The following is a 19,765-nucleotide window of genomic DNA, read 5'->3' as shown; positions in this document are numbered from 1 at the left end:
AATATGAGTTACGGTGGTTCTTGTGGTTTTGGTGGAGGTTTCGCTTTACTAGTTGTGTTATTTATTTTATTAATTATCGTTGGATGCAGCTGCTGGGGCGGAGGGTACTAATTTCTAATTAGTCTCCACAAATGTAAACTAAAAAAACATAGAAGATACTTATGTATCGAAACAAATAAAAAGGAGCAATTATGCTCCTTTTTTATTTGTTTTCAGATGAGTTCGTATTACATTTCGGCAATGTAATTGTCAAAGTTGTACCTTTATTAACGAGGCTTCGGATTTTTAAACTACCTTGCATCGTTTCAAGAATCTTAACAGCAACCATTGTACCTAATCCTGTACCTTTTGTTTTTGTGCTAAAATAGGGTTCGCCAAATCGATTTATTTGCTCTTGTGACATACCAATTCCGCTATCCTCAATTCGTATTATAACTTTATTATTACTAATAGATGAGGAGATATGTAAAGTACCACCATTAGGCATTGCTTCAATACTATTTTTTATTAGGTTTAAAAAACATTGTTGAAAGTGCTGTTTATTACCAACAATTGATGCCCTAGAGAAATCTTTCGTAATATGTATTGTATTCATATTACATAAAGGTAAGATCATATTAATAACTCGAGTTAACTCTTGTTCTACTGAAATATGATCTGATTTTTCTGAAGCAGGTTTGGCAAACGTTAAATAATCATCAATAATTCCTTGTGCACGATGTAACTCTTCAAGTATATGTTCAATATACTCGTCTCTTGATTCTGGAGTTAAATTAGGTGTTTTTAAAAGTTGAGTAAATCCTTTTACGACAGTTAAGGGATTTCTTACTTCGTGCGATATACTAGCAGCAAGTTGGCTAACAATCTCCATTTTTTCCATTTTAATCATCTTCGATCGCATACATACTGCATCTTTTAAAACTTCATTAAAATAAATGACAAACAACATCAAAATGGTTGGTAATATTATGAAATAAATAATGTACAAATTATTCACTTCAAAATCTGATAAAGTTAATACAATTACAGTTGTAAATATTGCTAGAAAAAATGTTAAAAACATTCCATAAGCTACTTTAATTTTTCTATTATACTTATTAAATTTTGCGGATGCGAATGCTGTAACGATAAACATTGTGCCATAAACTAGTATTGTTAACATACTAAATCCATAAAATGAAAATCTTGTAATTAATAAAATAGCAAACAAAATGATACCAACAGGGAAGCCACCATAAAGTGTGCCTATTATAACTGGTATTTGTCTTAAATCATGAATACAATTTTCATCCATATAGATTGGATAGCGCATACATAAAATAAGAGGGATACTCGTACAAAGGATAATAAGTAATTTTTTATATTTCTTTAAATAGCGTCCGCTATCATATATAAAATAAAAAATAAATATACTACTTAAAATGTAAAGAAGATTATTTAATACGTTTTGATTAATATAAACAAAGTTCATAATATTTTCCTCGTTATTTTGAATTTCCATTTTATATGTATTATACATGATTATAGTAGAAACTTTATGTTTTTAATAATATAGGTTATATCTTTTCAGCATTTGCCACGTTTATCCACTCTTCATAAAATACTTTAACTGATTCATATCGTTCAGCTCGGCTTTCATTTACAGCACGATACGCTATTTCATATAAATTCCTACTTGCTTCCCATTTTGTAAAGGAACGATCTTTTCCACCTCCTAAAATTTCGAAAGCCATCGCCCCCATATTAAATACATTTGTTCTTGCATCAATCATAGCGTTTAGCTTAAATTCTTCAGGAGACATAAAACGCGAGGAACCCCATAATCTTCCCATTTTATTCACGTATGGTTTTTTAGAATACAAATCAATATCACAAATCTTCGTCTCATTTGTATGGAAATTATATAAAATACTACCGTCATAAAAATCTATTGCTACATAGTTTTCCTTTTCGACATATGTATGGAAAGAAAACATAGAATTTAAGGATTGAATTCGCTCCAAAACAGATAAATGCTTATATTTATAATAAGGAGAGTTTGGATTTTTATATTTCTCAGGAGGCGGGAAACTCCAATGTGAATGAAGACATTCGCCATCAAACCAATCAAAAATTAAGACATATCCAGATTGAACGGGAAAATGTTCAATTAATTGTATAAGTGACTTATGCTTTAATTCTTCATATAAGGAAACTGAATTTTTTAATCTATCAATTGCATCGCTGGTCTTTCCATTATATGCAATTGTATGTGCCCCTGCATATTTAATAAATTTCTTATGACCATCTTTTTCTACACCAAAAGATAGATTTCCTGAATCTTGCTGGTCAAAAACCGCAAATACGGTTCCTAATTTCATAAGCCAATCAAAATTATGATGTTCTTTTAATTGGAATGTTACTTGATTTAATTGAATTTCAACTGGAATATCTTTCATAATATACCTCACATTTATTATAATTAAGTTGTATATTTCAGTATTCGACATATTTTGTAAAAATCCTATGTTAATCACATGAAATTTTATAAATATAATAATAAACACTTATAAGAGGGTGAACAATATGCAACAACAAATCGTTATTAAACCATATCAAAAAGATTGGTATGAAGAGTATGGAATAGAAAAAGAGAAATTTATTTCATTATTTGGAGGAGAATGTATCGCTATTGAACACATAGGGAGCACATCTGTACAAGGATTAGGAGCGAAACCTCTAATTGATATGATGATTGGCGTAACGGATTTACAAATTACTGAAAAGTGGATTGAAGATTTATTAAATATTGGATATGAGTATGTTCCAAAAGAAACACCTAATCGACGTTTTTTTAGAAAGGGAAAATGGAGAGCTGGTACCCATCATTTGCATGTTTATATTTATAATAGTGACGAATGGAAAAACAATCTTTTATTTCGAGACTTTCTAATAAAACATGAATGGGCACGTAAAGAATATAGAGAATTAAAAGAGAAACTTGCAACTACATATCCTTTTGATCGTGTTTCATATACAAAGGAAAAGGCACCGTTTATTCAAAGAATTTTAGAATTGGCCAAAACTCAAAAAAACTAAAATTACAGATTCTTATCTAAAAAATTTTAAAAACCTTTCCTACGTTATTTATAGGGAGGGATTTTTTCTTTTGTCATAACGATATACATTATTTCTAATTATTGGAGACGGATTATTTTATTTATTTCGATATTTCTAGTACATTGAAAATATTAAGGGGGAATTAAACAATGAAAGCTATTGTACATCAATATAAAAAAGGGGTAGAAGGATTAGAATATAAATTTTTACCTGAAACAAATCTTAATGCCGGTGAAGTAAAAGTAAAGTTAAAAGCTGCAGGATTAAATCATAGGGATTTATTTATTATATACAATAGAAAAGAAATGGAGCTGCCGTTAGTAATAGGGTCAGATGGTTCAGGAATTGTTACAGAAATCGGAGAAGGTGTTTCAAATAATTTATTAAATAGCGAGGTTATTATCAATCCTAGCATTGGATGGGAAAATATTGCCGAAGTACCAGATTTACCAGAGGTGTTAGGTGGACCGAAAGATGGGACGTTTGCTGAATTTGTTATTGTGCCAGCTGAAAATGTAGTGGCAAAACCGTCATATCTTACTTGGGATGAGGCTGGAGTTTTATCTTTATCGGCATTAACAGCATATAGAGCGCTTTTTACAAAGGGTAAATTGAAGTGTGGAGAACATGTTTTAATTCCGGGAATAGGCGGCGGTGTAGCGACATTTGTGATGTTATTTGCGAAAGCAATTGGCGCAAAAGTAAGTGTTACATCAAGGGTAGAGAACAAAAGACAGTTTGCCGAAACATATGGCGCAGACTTTTCTTTTAATAGTTCTGGAAATTGGGAAGAGAGTTTACGCGGAGAGAAAGTAGATTTAATAATCGATAGTATAGGTCCAGCAACATTCTTACAATATTTTGATGTATTAAAACCAAATGGGAGAATTGTTAATTTTGGTGCAAGCTCAGGAGATAAAATTGAATTGCCATTACGTGCATTATTTTATAACCAAATCGATATTATGGGGACATCTATGGGTAGCCGTGAGGAATTTAATGAAATGGTTAAGTTTATTGAGAAACATAAGATTAAACCAATTATTGATAAAGTATATTCGTTAGAAGAAGCCATTGGGGCGTTAAGTCGTATGGAACAAGGAGAACAATTTGGTAATATCGCACTTCGTATGTATTAAAAATACGATTTCGCAACTACTATATTTAAGTAACAATGTTATGTATTCTACATATGAAAAGTATGTAATTCGTATTGTTTTAAAGGTTTTTCAGCTTTATACATAATTAGTCGTAATAATTAGTCTCAATATTGTCAAATGAGTAATAATAAAATGAGAATTAGATGAGAAAAGTTTAAGCCCATTTTCATATTGATGTTGTATACTGTGTAAATCAAGAATGCTTTTATTTAAGGAGAGAGTATTATGAATTACACAGTATTTCAATGGTTTAATAGTTTTGCTGGATCGTCCAAACTATTAGATACGCTAATGGTTGCTATTACAAATAGCGCTGCATATGTAGCCATTCTATTTATGTTTATCTTATGGTTTAATAATGGAAAGAAAGAGAATGCAATAATAAAACAATATACAGTTTTATATACGACACTTTCAGTTATTATTACATTACTAGTAAATGTTCTTATACACGAGGTTTATTATCATCCGCGTCCATTTGTATCACATGATGTACATCAATTAGTACCACATGCAGCAGACTCATCATTTGTTAGTGATCACTCTGTACTTGTATTTTCCATCGCATTTGTATTTTTACTTAGAGGAGAAAAACTTAAATATGTCGCTCTTATTTGGGCAGTATTAGTTGGTGTATCACGTATGTACGTAGGAGTTCATTATCCTCTAGATATACTTGGTGCAGCTTTCTTAACATTTATTACGAGCGGTTTAGTAGTGCGAAGTACACGTATGTTTGAACCGATAGCGAAATTTGTATTTAAAATGTACGTATTGGTGGCGAAACGAATTCCTTTTTTAGCGAAATATAATCATATAGCTTAATTTTTATAAATAACTATTTATAGGTTTGTTAAAAAGTTCTCCTTTGGAAATCCAGAAGGGAACTTTTTTATTATGCACAAGATAAGGGTATGCGTATGAAAAGAGTGGCGAAAGAACAACGGAATTAGCATCATAAGTTCCTATTAAATTTGTATAAGTTAACCATCTTATGACGGAATATTCTTAAATTTCACGCACCGTACTGTAAATAGAAAAATAAAAGCAGAAACAACAGCTACTTTCAGAACGATTTAAAGGAATTAAAAGGAAAAGTTCGAAACATATAGTATTGAAAACAAAAATTACATAATTGTAGCACACCTCTGCAGTAGTTAATTGTGAAAGAAAGGGGATAAATATGCATAAACTTCAAACGAATAAAGGCGCGCGGTATTTTATGGTTGCTTTTATTGTTTTGTTTCTTATTATGCTTTTGCGTTTTTTCTATATTCAAGCAGTAGGGGTCGTCCATAATGTAGATGTAAAGGACCTTGCAACTGAACAACATAATAAAAAGGGTGTTTTGGAAGCAAATCGTGGCACAATATATGATCAAGCTGGAAAAGTATTAGTCCAAGATTCCACAACTTACCGTGTTGTTGTGAATTTAAAAGGAACAAATAAAGTGAAAAATAAAGATGAAACCGCAAGGCAATTAGCTGATGCGCTTGAAATTGATAAAGAGGACGTATTAAAAAAATTTCATGATGGACGTACGCAAGTTGAAATCGGAAAAGTTGGTCGGAATTTATCTAGAGAATTGAAAGAACAAATCAGAAAAATGAAAATTCCGGGTGTTTCTTTTATGCCAGAGAAAGCAAGAGTGTATCCAAATGAAGATTTTGCATCTTATATTCTTGGTTTTGCTAGACCTGACGATAAAGGAAATACAGAAGGGAAATTCGGACTTGAAAAGAGTCTGGATAAATATTTGCGCTCGACAAATGGGAAAATAGAATATGTGGGAGCACGAAAAGGCATCCCCCTTACAAATGATATAGGAAAAATAGAACCCGCTAAAAATGGAAATAACGTGTACCTTACGCTTGATAAACAAATTAATAGTTTTTTAGAAGAAGCGATGAATAAGGCACAAGATCACTATGATCCTTCTATGTTAGTAGGAATCATAGCGGATCCAAAGACAGGGAAAGTTTTAGCGATGTCTAGTAAACCAAGTTTTAATCCTAATAAAGGCGATATTGAATATTTTTTAAATGACCCAATCGCAAATGCATTTGAACCAGGTTCAACTATGAAAGTATTTACGTTAGCTGCTGCAATTAATGAAGGGGTATATAACGGGAAAGAATATTTCCAATCCGGAAAATATTCAGTTGGTTCATCTGATATTAAAGATCATAACGGTGGGTTTGGATGGGGATCTATTACATTTGATGAAGGGTTTGAAAGGTCATCAAACGTAGCTTTTTCTATTTTAGAAGATCAGTTATTGAAACCGGATAAATTTAAGCAATACATGAAAAAATTTGGATTCAACCAAAAAACCGGAATAGATTTACCTGGTGAAAGTAAAAATACTTTATTATTAAATACACAAATTCAACAAGTGACATCTTCTTTCGGACAAGGTTCTACAGTAACTCCCATTCAATTAATCCAAGCAGCTACTGCTATAGCAAATGACGGGAAAATGATGCAACCATATATCGTTGACAAAGTTGTAAATCCAACAAACAAACAAGTTATTATGGAAAATCAACCGAAAGAAATTGGGAATCCAATAAAAAAAGAGACAGCGGACAAGGTAAGGAACTTAATGGAGCGTGTTATTACGTCCTCAAAAGGTACTGGTACAATGTATAAAGTGGATGGTTATCCAATAGGAGGTAAGACAGGAACAGCTCAAATTCCGAATCCTGAAAATGGACGATATATGGAAGGAAAAGAGAATTATATTTTTTCATTTTTAGGAATGGCTCCAATTGATGATCCAGAGTTAATTGTATACTTAGCTATTAAGCAACCAAAGTTAAAAGGAGACGAATATGGAGCTCAGCCGCTTGCTGAAATATTTAAACCAGTTATGAAAAATGGCCTTGAATATTTAAAGGTGAAACCATATACAGAAATACAAATGGCAGATGCAACGAAACGATCCCAATTAAAAGTACAAAACTATGTCAATCAATCAATGGATACGGTAGAGAATAGTGTAAAAAAGGAGAAACTACAACCGATAATTTTAGGAGAAGGAAAAATAATGAAACAATATCCGCAGTCTGGCGAAGTAATGAGTGAAGGCGATCGTATATTTCTACTAGGGAATAACGCAAAAATGCCAAATTTACAAGGTTGGTCCATGCGTGATGTTATGTATTTCTCTAAACTATTAAAATTAGATTTAAAAACTACAGGTACGGGCTATGTAACGAGTCAAAGCATTGAAAAGGGACATGATATACAAGAAGGCGATATATTAGAACTAGAATTAGAACCACCGTTACAACCGTTAGCAGAGGCGAATACAAATTAATTTGGGCAATGTGAAGGGTCTATATACAATAGGCTCTTTTTTTATAGATTTAAGTAATTTCACGCACCGTAATTTTTTGAAAAAATAATAAATAAGATAATCACCAGTGACATGTCGGTAAATATCTGATTATTTTATATTTACAGTTAAATAAACTTGTGATAATATGGGGAAAATCAAATGCAGTGAAGAGAAGAGTAAATAAAATGAATTTTTCACAGAGAGCTCCATTTAGCTGAAAAGGAGTAAAAATTCTTTATTGAACCAAGCCTCTGAGCAGCACATCGGAACCTTTTATTAGGGGATAGTGTGACGGGAGCTCCCGTTATAGAGCTATGGTATAAGCATGAATTAGAATGCAGTACCTGATAAGGTTAATATGGCGACATATTAACAAACTAGGGTGGCACCGCGATGATAAATCTCGTCCCTAAGACTAAAAGTCTTGGGGGTGGGATTTTTTTATTGTTTCACAACAATTTGGAAAGCGGGGGCCTAAAATGAAAAACTTACTTAAAGATTGGAAATATCCATTTTTACTACTGTCTGGAGTTGGTATTGCGAATTTAGGGGCATGGATTTACTTAATAGCACTAAATGTACTTGTCTATAATATGGGGGGATCAGCTTTAGCTGTTGCTACTTTATATGTAATTAAACCATTAGCCGCTTTATTTACAAACGCTTGGTCAGGAAGTATGATTGATCGTTTAAATAAACGGAAGTTAATGATTCACCTCGATATATATCGTGCGGTATTTATCGCTATTTTACCGTTACTTCCATCACTTTGGGTTGTTTATGTATTCGTATTCTTTATTAGTATGGCAAATGCGATTTATGAGCCTGCTGCTATGACATATATGACGAAATTAGTTCCAGTAGAGCAAAGACAACGTTTCAACTCATTACGTAGTTTAATAGGATCTGGTGCATCTTTAATTGGTCCAGCGATAGCGGGAGTATTGTTAATAGCAAGTACACCGGAGTTTGCTATATATATAAATGCTATAGCATTTCTCTTATCAGGAGTAATTACATTGCTGTTACCTAATCTTGATAAAAAATCCGATATTACTACGTCAAATGATAAGTTATCTTTAGCTGTACTAAAAAAAGATTGGAACATCGTTTTAAATTTCAGTAAAAAATCTTTATATATCGTTTTTGTGTATTTCTTATTTCAAGGGATGATGGTTTTAGTTGCCGCAACTGATTCACTTGAATTGTCATTTGCGAAAAAAGTTTTATTGTTAACAGATAGTGAATATGGCTTTTTAGTTAGTATCGCTGGAGCCGGGTTTATTTTAGGAGCTATAACAAATACAATTTTATCCAAAAAAATATCGCCTTCATTTTTAATTAGAATAGGATCATTATTCATAGCAATCGGTTATTTAATTTATGCTTTTTCAAATGAATTTTTAATAGCTGCTATCGGATTCTTTATTTTATCTTTCTCTATGGCGTATGCAAATACAGGATTTTATACCTTTTATCAAAATAATATACCTGTCCATATGATGGGACGGATTGGGAGTATATATGGGCTTGTGATTGCGGGCATCACCATTTTAATTACGATTTTGTTCGGAGTCGCAACTCAATTTATTTCTATCCAACTTGTGGTTATTTTAGGCTCACTGGTAATGCTGCTTATAACTATCATATTATGTGTGTTTATTTTATTGCCATCACAGTCTAAAGTGCATTCCTCTGAGTCAATCAATTCAAAATAGTAATCTTGGTTTTGATTTACGGTATTCAATAGGAGGGTTTACCCTCCTATATATGGAAATATAAGAAAGGTGAACAATATTGATAAACGAGGGTGGTTTTTGTAATGAAAACAAAAGATCAAATAGACAGCATTGTAAAAGAAATGCATCAGTATATAGATTTCTCTGGGGTAATTTTAGTAAAAGAAGAAAAAGGCTTAGTCTATGAAGAGGCGTTTGGTTACGCAAATCGCAATGAATGTATAAATAATACGCTACAAACAAGGTTCGGAATTGCCTCCGGTTGTAAAATATTCACTGCTATCGGTATCTGTCAACTTGTTGAAAAAGGTGTAATTACTCTTCAAACAAAGTTAAAAGAGTGTTTACGTATAAACTTTCCAAACTTTAATGAAGATATTACAATACATCATCTTTTGACGCATAGTTCGGGTATTCCGGATTATTTTGATGAAAGTATTATGGATAACTTTGAGGATCTTTGGAAAGAAACTCCTATGTATCTATTAAAAAATTTAAAAGACTTCTTACCATTATTCCAAAACAGAAATATGATGTTTGCACCTGGAAGTAAGTTTCATTACAACAATGCAGGTTTTATCATACTTGGATTAATAATCGAAGAACAGACAGGACTTAAATTTACGGAGTATATAGAAAAAAACATATTCAATCCAATTGGTATGAATGATTCTGGCTATTTTTCTTTAGATAGATTACCAAGACACACAGCTCTAGGATATATAAAAGACGAAATTAACCAAAATTGGAGAACAAACGCCTACTCTATACCAATAAAAGGTGGTTCTGATGGTGGTGCTTTTATTACTGCGCCAGACATGCTGAAATTCTGGGAAGCGTTATTTAACTATGAAATCATAAGCCGAGAATATACAAACATACTTTTAACTCCGCACATTCAAGTAAATAAAAATCAGTCTTACGGCTATGGAATATGGATTGAAACAAGAGAAAACAAGACATTCAAATATCATGTAATGGGATATGATCCAGGAGTCAGTTTTCGCTCAGCCGTATATCCAGGTGTAGGAATTACATTAGTTATTCCATCAAATAAAGGAGCAGGACCCGAAAAATTAATGACAGAAATAGAAGGAGCTTTTTAATTATATGGATATAGAAATTAGAGCGTATAGAAAAGAGGATGAAGCTGGTTGGGTACGTTGTCGTGTGTTGTCTTTTTTAGATACAGCATATTACGATAATGTATTTAGAGAGAAAGAAAAATATGAAAATCCTGCTATTGAATTAGTAGCAGTATATGAAAATCAAATTGTGGGTTTAATAGATATCGAATATGAATTAGAAGAACGTGCAGTTTGTTCAAGAGGAACTGGTCTTGGCGGCATGATTTGGCATATTGCAGTTCATCCGGATTTTCGTAGAATGAAGATTGCTAATCAACTATTAAATGCGGCAGAAAAGTTAGCGAAAGAACTTAACCTAAATCGATTGGAAGCGTGGACTAGGGACAATTTATGGGTTCACGAATGGTATGAAAAGAACGGATTTGTAAACGTAGATTCATATTTACATGTATATTCCGATCATACAGACGAGATAAAAGGTGTAATGAAAAGTAACGTTGATCAGTTATATCCAGTTCAAACATTTGCTCATTATACAGGTGAAAATAAAGAAGAGATAAGAAAACAATTTAAACGAGTTCACGATTGTTTTTGTTTTGAAAAGTATTTTAACTAGAAAACATTTATTTTATAAATAAATGTTTTCTAGAATGAAATATAATTCTATACAAGTGAATTTAAGAACATTATATTTATATCTGCAGATTTATAAAATATTACTATGATAGGATGTGTTAACAGTTTGTATATGATCAATGGTAGTGTGTTTATCATAGTAGGAGTTATCTGTTATTTGATTGTACGAAGTATTTTTATTGGAATGAAAAGTAAAAAAGGTGTGAATTGGTGGAAAGAACTAATTAGTTTTCTATTCGTAATATATATTGGTATGGTTGTTGCAATAACTTTATTCCCTATTCCAATCGGTTTTCCAACTAGTTTTGGGCATATAAGACTTTCAATCAATAGTATCCCCTTTGCTTCAATTATTAAAGATATTGATAAAATAGGAATTGCTTATGATGGTGATGTTCTATTTATGATTGGCCTCATCGTAAGAAATGTAGGTGGAAATATTTTATTATTAATGCCTTTAGGATTTTTAGCACCAATTATATGGGATAAATTCAAAAAAATTAAAAATACTATTTTATTAGGTTTAGCTATATCAATTAGTATTGAGTTATTACAACTAACAGAGTCTTTATTTAGTGGATGGGGACGTATTACTGATATTGATGATGTGATTTTTAACGTTATAGGTTCTATTGTAGGATATTTTATTTATAAAATCACTTTAATGCTAGCTAGTAAATTTAATATTCAAGTATTAAATAAGACTAATTCTAAAGGTGTAGAATCTATTGATAATTGACAGTTCATACGGGTTAATAGATATGTTTGTTTTGAATAAAGATGCTAACAGATGTACGAGTCAAAAGTACGTCTGTTTATTTTTATTAATAATGCTTACGACTATTACATTATGTACCGTAATAAATAGACGATAGTATAATTGAAAAATATATAATGAATTAACAAAAAAATTGTAAATACATTCATCCTTTGTTTATCAATGCTGTGAACGGTAATACTAAATAACATTGAACTTTTACAACAAGGGATGATAATATGATATTCATTTATACAGATTTTGGTGGAACACATTCAACTTCACTCGCTGCTGCTTATCATTTAAATAAATTACCAACTGATCGTAAGTTAACGAAAAAAGAAATTTTGAATGTAGATTACTTTAATAAATTAAAAACAGAAGATATGGGCAAAATCATTTTTCATGGAATAGATGAAAATGGTAATCCGGTTTATACAATTGGATGTGGCGCATCAAAAGTCGTTGTACCTGCGATGAAACATTTAGGAGAGATTTTGCAAAAACATTATCAAAGTCATGAAAAGATTATTTTTTCTAATACATCACCAACAGTACCTTTACCAATGACTTTCGGTGGTCTGTTTTCTAGAAGATTTCACATCGACTTCATCGGCGTACCGTTACTCGTATGGGGAGCGAAACTTTGCTGTGATAACGTACAAAGACTTGTTAGTTATACGAAGGAAGCTGGCCGATTGACGAATGATTATGTTGTAATTTTAGATAATGAAACCTTTAAATAATGTATAAAAAGAAGAAAATCGGGCAAATACTTCGGTTTTCTTCTTTTTTTCGTGAAAATGACAAAAAATATTCACATTTAATATCCATCTACTATAGCCAAAACAATAAAGTCCTGTTACTATTACAGGGATATTCTCTTTTCGTAACATAAATATATAGAAAAGTCAGAAAAGAGGAATTGAATTAAGGGAGGAACAACATGAAGCGTGTTGCTTGGATTACTGATAGTACAACTGCGAGTTTTACAACAGAAGGAGATAACTTTGTTATCCCAATTGAAGTTATTATTGATGGTGTGTCGTACAAAGATTGTGAAGATGGTGTGCGTGAGCGCGTCTATAATGCGTTAAACGAAGGTAAAACTGTCACTACATCACAACCTAACATAGGGGAAATGGTAGAGTTATTTTCGAAATGCAAAGAAGAATATGAAGAGGGATTTGCAGTTGCTATTAGCGGAAAAGTAAGTGGAACTTATCAAAACATGAAGTTAGCTGCAGACATGGCAGGTTTCCCATTAACGGTATTGGATAGTAAAACAACAAGTTATCCAATGGATGAACTAATTAGAAAAGCGAAATCGTTATACAATGATGGTATGACGTTACAAGATATACACAAAACATTAGTAGATGAAAAAAGAAGACCTTTCCACGTATTCCCGAAAAGTTTAAAAGGCCTTTACGCAAGTGGACGTGTAAAGGGAGTTCAATTTTTACTTGGAAGTTTATTAAGTGTCAACTTAATATTAGAAGTAAAAGGTGGAGAGCTTTTACTTGAAAAGAAAGTTCGCAAAATCCAAAAATGTCGAGAATACATTAAAAATGAACTTGAAAAAGAATTACCAAAAGTACTTCATATGTTCCATGCTAACGATAAAGATGGAGCTGAAGAATGGATTTCAGATATTAGACAAGCATTCCCTGAAATGGATTTCAAATTATACCCATTACCAATTTCATTTGCAGTACATGCAGGTGAAGGTACAATAGCAATTAGTTATTAATAAAAAACCCGTGAATGATTCGCGGGTTTTTTATTAAATTAAATTGAAAATGGAGGGATATTATGTCGCCATCAAGCAAAAAGGCTCATTTTATCGTTTTGAGGAGCAACCAATCTCTCAACTTGATTTGAAATTAAAAATATAAACCTTTGCCTACTGGCTGAACAGTTTCTAGAACAGTATCGACCATTTCTTCATTGATTAGGGTTCTTATAATCCAGGCTGAGAGATCTTGAGCAGCAAAACAGCCTGCAGCAGTCGAGATATTTCCTTCGTTTACGAAACTTTGTTCAATAACGTCTACATCAAATTCTTTAAGCTGTTCTACTACGGACGGATATGTAGTGGCTTTCTTACCTGTTAGTAATTTTTTAGCTCCTAGTAGTAATGAACCAGAACACATAGATCCTATTAATTGTCTTTGAGGATCTACATGAATGCTATTAAGATACTCTTGATTTTTATATAAATTTTGTACACCCTTACCACTTGCAAATATTACAGCGTCAGCAGACGGAATATCAGATATGCTTCCTGTCATGGGAATACGTAAGCCAGACATGGATATATGAGTTTTTCCCGTTCCTAATAGTTGAACGTTCCAATCAGAAATACCGCCAACTAAACGTACACGATTTAATAAATCCCATGGTAGAAAAACATCTATATCAGTAAAGTTATCAAAACAGACTATTGCAATTTTCATTTTCTAATCCACCCCTTACTGTTGTTACCAGTGCCAATTAACTTTTCTAATAAAACAATTACTTTAACATTTGATTCTAATTCCATAAGTATGGCCCGTTATTTACAAGATGAACTTCTCCTGTTTTATGTTCTATATTAAGTTATAAATCCCTGTATATTCCATGCATTTGAAAGAGGTGTTAGCAATTTTTTAACTCACCCAAACATATAAATCAATTAAATCTTCTGCTTAGTTTCTACCGATTCGTTCTACAAAACCAACATTTTTAGCAATAACTTCGTAAGGTATTTGGAAATGAGAATCTTTAACTTTCTCGAGCAAGTTGGTGTAATTCATCACATACAGAAATAGAAATAAAAGTGTCATCAGAATAGTAGTCCTGCTCCACTGGTTAAATAAAGGAGAGGTGACGATATCCGTTTACATGTATTATACACTTACAAAATATGTGGCATTGAAATATCCTATACATACCTTAAATTCTGTTGTATAGAGAGATAAAAGGATTTTTAAAGATAAAAATAGAAATCTATATAAAAATATATGCAAATGGTAGGGATGTTATGAAAATTGGAAAGTTTGGAGAAGTAAATAACATAAGTATTGATACAATTAGACATTATATGGATCTCGGCCTCATTATTCCTGAAAAAAAGGGCGGTCACAATTTTTTTGACGAGTATTGTCAAACAGATTTAGAGCTTATATTACATTACAAAGAGCTAGGTTTTAGCTTGAATGAAATTAAAGAACTATTTTTTTATAAAAATTTAGCGAAATCTATGAATTACGAAAATGATACTTTTTACCAATCTTTATTTAAATTGAAATATGACAAGATAGAACAGGAAATAGAGCTTTTGGGGAAGAGGCGGGATAAATTAAAGGAAGTGTTACAAGATTTATTATTAACAAATGAAACTTCAAATTCAATTATTGGGATAGATTTAAGCGTACTTCATTTACTTACATGTTCTAATTGTAGCAAAAAACTAATTCTTCAAGATGGAATTATTACTAACAATCAAATTACTGAGGGGAAGCTAATTTGTAATTGTGGTGAAGAATATATTATTACTTCAGGAATTATAACTGCGGGTAAATCATTTAAAGTAAATGAGCAAACGTCACTTGAAGATACTATTTCGGATTATATTCATGAAACTGATAATGCCTATTTGGAAAATATGCATAGGGAAGGGGAATGGGCGAAAAAGAAACTAATACATTTAAATTTAAATAACAAATTAATACTGGATTTAGGATCGGGACTTGGATTCTTTTTGAGAAACATTTATGAAGAACTGCCCGAAGATTGCCTATACATTGCAGTGGATCGAGATTTAAATAAACTTTTATTTTTAAAAGATGTATTAGCGAGAAGAAATCCGAAAAGAAACATTCTCTTTATCTGTGCTGATTTTTTGAATATCCCTATTCAGAATCAGTCAGTTGATATTGTAATTGATCATTCTGGTACGAGCAATTATAGTTTTGAGCATGAGGATTTTTTACTTCACGAACTAAATCCACTTTTTAAAACGGATTGTTATTTAGTAAGTTTATTTATTTTATTTAAAAATTTCAGCTCAAATAGCCAAATTACAAATAACTTTCGAGAAAATTTTACACTTTCAAAAGTAACGAAAGAAATCCAAAATCTACACTTTCAATCCATCGATGAAAGCACTTCAAATTATTTGAAACGAGGAGGAAAGTACGAGGATTTCTTTGTTCAAGGAGAAGAAATTTATACATATTCATTTTTCGGAAAAAGATGGGGTTAACCCCATCTTTTATTTATTTTCCCTTAATACTTTTCAAATAGTACATATTGCTATCGGGTTGACCCAAGAACTTACAATGTACGTAATACAAAGTTAGGCAGGGGGAAAAGTGATGGGAAGTTTACGATTACATATAGAAAATAAAAAAAGAAACCAAGAACTAAGAAATATTTGTTTATACTCAATTGCAAAAACAGTATCAATATTCGGTAGCTCTATGTATAGTTTCGCACTAGGATTATATGTTTTACACATAACTGGATCTGCGTTAAATTTCGCAATTACGCTCATATTAGGAACGATTCCAATGATTGTTATGAATCCATTTGCGGGTGTAATTGCTGATAAAGTTGATAAAAAGAAACTCGTCGTTTGTATGGATCTACTAAGTGGATCCTTATTAATAGCTGTTTATATATTAAGCAGCTATTATGGATTAAACTTATTCATCATTTATACTACAACCTTTCTTATGACAGTGTTTACAACCTTTTTTGGAATAGGATTAGAAGCTGCAAAACCAAATATCGTCTCTAAAGAGAGGCTTATGAGTATTAATTCTATAAGTAAAATTATCGATTCTGTATCTTTAATTCTCGGCCCTATGTTAGGTGGCATCGTTTTTTCAGTATTTAATATTAAGACTTTTATAATTATAAACGGTATTTCTTTTATTCTTTCAGGGATAGCATTACTATTTATTCATTTTAAACTGTTCGAGTACAACATAAATGAGGGAAATTCAAAAAGAGGAGTTAATTTTATTAAAGATATAAAAGAGGGGGTTTCTTACTTACTTGAAAAGGAAAGCTTAAAGAATACGTTTAATATATTAATTTCCCTTAATTTTTTCTTAGGTTTTGCTGTAACTGTTCCATTACCATACATTATTAATACAGTTCTCAATCTGAGTTCTGAACAATTTGGTATCATTCAAGGGACTTTTCCAGTAGGGATGATAATTGGTGCAATTGTAGTAAAAAAGATAACTGATCGTTTTTCTTACTCTTATCTTTTGAAAAAACTAAGTTCTATGTTGTCAGTTTTTATGATTATTTTAGGAATTCCAGTTTTATTCAAAAGTTTTGAAGTGAATGATTTAGTATTCGTTATTACGTATTGTGTTGTTATGATCTTTTTAGGGTTTATTATAGCGCTAATTGATATTCCTTTAATTTATTTCATGCAAAATGAGATTCCCGATGAATACAGGGGAAGGGTTCTCAGCATTGGATTAAGTATAGGTAAAATGATGCTCCCTATAGCAATGGCACTATCCGGTCTATTATTAAATTATATCCCAGCGTACACCATTCCAATTGTAGGGGGATTCTTATATTTAATAGTAATTAAAGTTTCATCAAATCGTTTCATGTTAGAGGTTCATTCGAAAGATTATAGTGCTTAGTAGATTCTTAGATTATTTATAGAATGGATACTGCTACCTCTTTCAAGCTAAGAAAAGCAAATACTATAAAACGAAATTTATAGTTTGTTAATTCCTATAGGCCTATTCTTTGTATTTGTTTTTGACTATATTCCGCAATCGGATAATTACTTACAGAATAAGTACGGTGAACAATTTACGGTGTATAAACAGAAAACAAAAAAACTAATACCGTTTATTTGGTAAATCCGTTTCATAAATTATAAAAAGCACAGGATTATTATCCTGCGCTTTTTATCGTAATTCAGCTGTCTTTCTAATAACAATCTTATCAATATCATCTTCTTCATCACCAATAAATAAACCGCGTTCTTTTAAATACGCCTCAAAATATAAATCTGCCTCTGCACGTTCATCATATGGTTTTACAGATAGAACGAAACCTAATTTATTTTGTTCCTCTAAATGAGAAGTGGAGATGTAGGCCGGTACATTGTGGCGTAAAAAGAGTTCTTTAACCGGAATAATCATATCTTTCATTAATTTCGTTAACATACCCATTTCAAACTCGAAATTAAAGCGATCTATGCTACATAAATCAGCAAATACTACACCAATAAAACCTGTATTAAATACTTCTTGATATTCTACTTCTTCGTTACCGTAAAAATTCTTTTCGATTAAATAATTTATAAAGTAAGAAACACCGTCACTTTGTTCAAATGGTTTCGTTGAAAGAACAAAGCCGATTTTCTTTTGTTTATGTAAATACACACATGACATGTATGCTGAAATGTTATGTTCTTTAAATAGAGAACTTGTTGCTCCAGAGAGGCCATCAAGTACGTGATGAACAATTTGAAGTTTTTTACGAGCGAAATAATAGGATTTCTTTTGTAACTCCAATGTATCAATAAAGACAGAGCCGATAAAGCCTGTATTTGAAATAATAGGTGTTTGCTTTTTTCTTCCTCTGCGCTTTGCTTGAGCCATTGTAAAAATCATCCCTTCATGTACAATTAAAATAAAAAGAACGTTTGTTCGTATATTTATATTTTACTATTAAAACGCTCTAAAGTAAAGGGTTTTTGATGAAAAAATAACAAAAAAGACACCTGTAAAAGGTGCCTTAAACGCTGTAGGGAAGAGGGTTCATCCCAACTATTTATATTATGATACAGAAACGATCTCTTCTGTATCTTCTACATCTAAATGACAGTCCATAGTACGAACATCTTGATCTTCATGACTTCCGAAATAAATAGTAATTTTCATATGTATCGCTCCTTTATTCTAGGAATACCTAAAATAATTACTAGTAATGTTACTGTTTATTATATACCACTTTTTTCATTCCGACAACGTTATATCATTTTTAATTCTTTTAGGGGAAAAAAGAGTAATGTATAGAGATATTTTTATAGAAATAGATACATTTCTTATGTGTTATATTTAATACTGAAGAATTCGAAAACGAATTTTTATGAAAGGAGCAAAATGAATGAATTATAAACAGTTACTAATAGATAACTTCACATATAAAACCTCATATATTGCGCGGCAGTTACATGGAATGAATGTAAAAGAAACGAAGGACTACATTGCTGTCGAATGTGGTTTACCGGCAGATACATTTAATATCATTACTATACTAAACAATAATTTAACGGAAGGTATTGAGAAACTATATAAAGTGGTAAACAACTATAATCAAAAGAAACTTCCAATGAGTGTTTGGTTTTGGGATGATAGGCATGAGCAGACTATAAAAAGCGAATTAATAAAACTTGGCTTAAAAGAAGCAGAACAAAATATCGCGATGGTAGCAAACTTAAAAACAATACATCCAACAATAAATATGCCAAAAGATTTTAAGATACAAAAAGCCTTTTCACCAGGACAAATTAAAAAGTTTGGGGAAACATTAGCTAGTCTATTTGGTACATCAGAGGAAGGTATACATGTTCAAGCGTTCTACAATCAAACTGCTTCTTTCGATTTATGGAATAGTGAACAAATGAAACTGTACTTAGGATTTTATAAAGAAGAAGTCGTATCGGTTGGTTCATTAGTATGTACAAAAGATAGTATTGGTATTTATGATATAGCAACTAAAGAAGAATTGAGAGGGAAAGGGTTCGGCTCTGCTATGTTTAATTACTTGCTGCAAGAAGCAAAGGAATTGAAAGTTGCTCAATGCGTATTACAAGCTTCACCTGATGGCATTAATATTTATAAAAAGACTGGTTTTCAATCTGTAGGACAAATGACTGTTTTTGAAAATCGACATTTAATGGAATAAATCAT

18 protein-coding genes and 1 other annotated feature are annotated in these 19,765 nt (G+C 31.5%); of the genes, 14 read left to right on the top strand and 4 right to left on the bottom strand.

Annotated features, from left to right (window positions below; translation table 11 throughout):
* Positions 1 to 3 precede the first annotated feature (3 nt).
* Positions 4 to 111 (top strand): YjcZ family sporulation protein, encoded by a 108-nt coding sequence (locus QEP67_RS14625; protein WP_000120182.1) that lies wholly within the window; start codon positions 4 to 6, stop codon positions 109 to 111.
* Between the two features lie 91 nt (positions 112 to 202).
* Here the strand turns inward: QEP67_RS14625 and QEP67_RS14620 are convergent, their stop codons facing one another.
* Both QEP67_RS14620 and QEP67_RS14615 read right to left on the bottom strand, forming a co-directional pair.
* Positions 203 to 1,471 carry a HAMP domain-containing sensor histidine kinase gene (locus tag QEP67_RS14620; protein ID WP_001012276.1) on the bottom strand — a complete coding sequence of 423 codons (1,269 nt, stop codon included), beginning with the start codon at positions 1,469 to 1,471 and terminating at the stop codon, positions 203 to 205.
* Positions 1,472 to 1,556: 85 nt separating this feature from the next.
* Positions 1,557 to 2,438 carry a protein kinase gene (locus QEP67_RS14615; protein ID WP_353706299.1) on the bottom strand — a complete coding sequence of 294 codons (882 nt, stop codon included), beginning with the start codon at positions 2,436 to 2,438 and terminating at the stop codon, positions 1,557 to 1,559.
* Positions 2,439 to 2,565: 127 nt separating this feature from the next.
* Here QEP67_RS14615 and QEP67_RS14610 point away from each other — a divergent pair, with 127 nt between their 5' ends.
* The 10 genes from QEP67_RS14610 to QEP67_RS14565 all read left to right on the top strand — a co-directional run bounded on the left by QEP67_RS14610 (position 2,566) and on the right by QEP67_RS14565 (position 13,575).
* Positions 2,566 to 3,078, top strand: coding sequence for a GrpB family protein (locus QEP67_RS14610; protein WP_001187285.1), 513 nt, complete (start codon positions 2,566 to 2,568; stop codon positions 3,076 to 3,078).
* Between the two features lie 170 nt (positions 3,079 to 3,248).
* Positions 3,249 to 4,238, top strand: coding sequence for a zinc-binding dehydrogenase (locus tag QEP67_RS14605; RefSeq protein WP_000644537.1), 990 nt, complete (start codon positions 3,249 to 3,251; stop codon positions 4,236 to 4,238).
* Positions 4,239 to 4,484: 246 nt separating this feature from the next.
* Complete coding sequence (locus QEP67_RS14600; protein WP_048566335.1) at positions 4,485 to 5,084, top strand: undecaprenyl-diphosphatase; 600 nt, start codon at positions 4,485 to 4,487, stop codon at positions 5,082 to 5,084.
* Between the two features lie 358 nt (positions 5,085 to 5,442).
* Complete coding sequence (locus QEP67_RS14595; RefSeq protein ID WP_353706298.1) at positions 5,443 to 7,581, top strand: penicillin-binding protein; 2,139 nt, start codon at positions 5,443 to 5,445, stop codon at positions 7,579 to 7,581.
* 176 nt (positions 7,582 to 7,757) lie between these two features.
* Positions 7,758 to 8,016, top strand: a binding site (T-box leader).
* 65 nt (positions 8,017 to 8,081) lie between these two features.
* Positions 8,082 to 9,320: an MFS transporter gene (locus QEP67_RS14590; RefSeq protein ID WP_353706297.1), complete on the top strand. Its 1,239-nt coding sequence runs from the start codon at positions 8,082 to 8,084 to the stop codon at positions 9,318 to 9,320.
* Between the two features lie 104 nt (positions 9,321 to 9,424).
* Complete coding sequence (locus QEP67_RS14585) at positions 9,425 to 10,447, top strand: serine hydrolase (protein ID WP_000849941.1); 1,023 nt, start codon at positions 9,425 to 9,427, stop codon at positions 10,445 to 10,447.
* A 4-nt stretch (positions 10,448 to 10,451) separates the two neighbouring features.
* Positions 10,452 to 11,045 carry a GNAT family N-acetyltransferase gene (locus tag QEP67_RS14580; RefSeq protein WP_000350622.1) on the top strand — a complete coding sequence of 198 codons (594 nt, stop codon included), beginning with the start codon at positions 10,452 to 10,454 and terminating at the stop codon, positions 11,043 to 11,045.
* A gap of 105 nt (positions 11,046 to 11,150) precedes the next feature.
* Entirely contained in the window at positions 11,151 to 11,804 is a 654-nt protein-coding gene (locus QEP67_RS14575) for a VanZ family protein (RefSeq protein ID WP_071742476.1), read from the top strand.
* A gap of 257 nt (positions 11,805 to 12,061) precedes the next feature.
* Positions 12,062 to 12,568 (top strand): DUF3189 family protein, encoded by a 507-nt coding sequence (locus QEP67_RS14570; RefSeq protein WP_048566332.1) that lies wholly within the window; start codon positions 12,062 to 12,064, stop codon positions 12,566 to 12,568.
* A 200-nt stretch (positions 12,569 to 12,768) separates the two neighbouring features.
* Positions 12,769 to 13,575 (top strand): DegV family protein, encoded by an 807-nt coding sequence (locus QEP67_RS14565; protein ID WP_000831935.1) that lies wholly within the window; start codon positions 12,769 to 12,771, stop codon positions 13,573 to 13,575.
* Between the two features lie 133 nt (positions 13,576 to 13,708).
* Here QEP67_RS14565 and QEP67_RS14560 read toward each other — a convergent pair whose 3' ends face one another.
* Positions 13,709 to 14,281, bottom strand: coding sequence for a DJ-1/PfpI family protein (locus tag QEP67_RS14560; protein ID WP_000684448.1), 573 nt, complete (start codon positions 14,279 to 14,281; stop codon positions 13,709 to 13,711).
* A gap of 566 nt (positions 14,282 to 14,847) precedes the next feature.
* Here QEP67_RS14560 and QEP67_RS14555 point away from each other — a divergent pair.
* Positions 14,848 to 16,071: a methyltransferase domain-containing protein gene (locus tag QEP67_RS14555; RefSeq protein WP_000690070.1), complete on the top strand. Its 1,224-nt coding sequence runs from the start codon at positions 14,848 to 14,850 to the stop codon at positions 16,069 to 16,071.
* A 112-nt stretch (positions 16,072 to 16,183) separates the two neighbouring features.
* The gene (locus QEP67_RS14550) at positions 16,184 to 17,479 is read left to right on the top strand and encodes an MFS transporter (protein WP_151035434.1); all 1,296 of its coding nucleotides are present in this window, start codon (positions 16,184 to 16,186) and stop codon (positions 17,477 to 17,479) included.
* Positions 17,480 to 17,752: 273 nt separating this feature from the next.
* On the opposite strand, the gene QEP67_RS14545 is transcribed toward QEP67_RS14550, so the two are convergent.
* A complete protein-coding gene (locus tag QEP67_RS14545; RefSeq protein ID WP_033657770.1) occupies positions 17,753 to 18,451 on the bottom strand; it encodes a hypothetical protein in 699 nt (232 codons plus the stop codon).
* Between the two features lie 508 nt (positions 18,452 to 18,959).
* Between QEP67_RS14545 and QEP67_RS14540 the strand changes: the two genes are divergently transcribed.
* Positions 18,960 to 19,760, top strand: coding sequence for a GNAT family N-acetyltransferase (locus QEP67_RS14540; RefSeq protein WP_001107076.1), 801 nt, complete (start codon positions 18,960 to 18,962; stop codon positions 19,758 to 19,760).
* Positions 19,761 to 19,765 lie beyond the last annotated feature (5 nt).

Source organism: Bacillus cereus group sp. MS39 (assembly GCF_040448665.1).
Classification (GTDB): Bacteria; Bacillota; Bacilli; order Bacillales; family Bacillaceae_G; genus Bacillus_A; species Bacillus_A wiedmannii.
Note: the sequence above shows the minus strand (reverse complement) of the source record. Positions and strands in the feature narration are given on the sequence as shown.

Bases quoted from the DNA above. Each gene is read 5' to 3' on its own strand.
- QEP67_RS14590 (WP_353706297.1), top strand. From the start codon at position 8,082: ATGAAAAACTTACTTAAAGATTGGAAATATCCATTTTTACTACTGTCT.
- QEP67_RS14575 (WP_071742476.1), top strand. From the start codon at position 11,151: ATGATAGGATGTGTTAACAGTTTGTATATGATCAATGGTAGTGTGTTT.
- QEP67_RS14595 (WP_353706298.1), top strand. From the start codon at position 5,443: ATGCATAAACTTCAAACGAATAAAGGCGCGCGGTATTTTATGGTTGCT.
- QEP67_RS14625 (WP_000120182.1), top strand. From the start codon at position 4: ATGAGTTACGGTGGTTCTTGTGGTTTTGGTGGAGGTTTCGCTTTACTA.
- QEP67_RS14600 (WP_048566335.1), top strand. From the start codon at position 4,485: ATGAATTACACAGTATTTCAATGGTTTAATAGTTTTGCTGGATCGTCC.
- QEP67_RS14565 (WP_000831935.1), top strand. From the start codon at position 12,769: ATGAAGCGTGTTGCTTGGATTACTGATAGTACAACTGCGAGTTTTACA.
- QEP67_RS14545 (WP_033657770.1), bottom strand. From the start codon at position 18,451: ATGGCTCAAGCAAAGCGCAGAGGAAGAAAAAAGCAAACACCTATTATT.
- QEP67_RS14585 (WP_000849941.1), top strand. From the start codon at position 9,425: ATGAAAACAAAAGATCAAATAGACAGCATTGTAAAAGAAATGCATCAG.
- QEP67_RS14540 (WP_001107076.1), top strand. From the start codon at position 18,960: ATGAATTATAAACAGTTACTAATAGATAACTTCACATATAAAACCTCA.
- QEP67_RS14615 (WP_353706299.1), bottom strand. From the start codon at position 2,438: ATGAAAGATATTCCAGTTGAAATTCAATTAAATCAAGTAACATTCCAA.
- QEP67_RS14550 (WP_151035434.1), top strand. From the start codon at position 16,184: ATGGGAAGTTTACGATTACATATAGAAAATAAAAAAAGAAACCAAGAA.
- QEP67_RS14555 (WP_000690070.1), top strand. From the start codon at position 14,848: ATGAAAATTGGAAAGTTTGGAGAAGTAAATAACATAAGTATTGATACA.
- QEP67_RS14560 (WP_000684448.1), bottom strand. From the start codon at position 14,281: ATGAAAATTGCAATAGTCTGTTTTGATAACTTTACTGATATAGATGTT.
- QEP67_RS14570 (WP_048566332.1), top strand. From the start codon at position 12,062: ATGATATTCATTTATACAGATTTTGGTGGAACACATTCAACTTCACTC.
- QEP67_RS14605 (WP_000644537.1), top strand. From the start codon at position 3,249: ATGAAAGCTATTGTACATCAATATAAAAAAGGGGTAGAAGGATTAGAA.
- QEP67_RS14620 (WP_001012276.1), bottom strand. From the start codon at position 1,471: ATGAACTTTGTTTATATTAATCAAAACGTATTAAATAATCTTCTTTAC.
- QEP67_RS14610 (WP_001187285.1), top strand. From the start codon at position 2,566: ATGCAACAACAAATCGTTATTAAACCATATCAAAAAGATTGGTATGAA.
- QEP67_RS14580 (WP_000350622.1), top strand. From the start codon at position 10,452: ATGGATATAGAAATTAGAGCGTATAGAAAAGAGGATGAAGCTGGTTGG.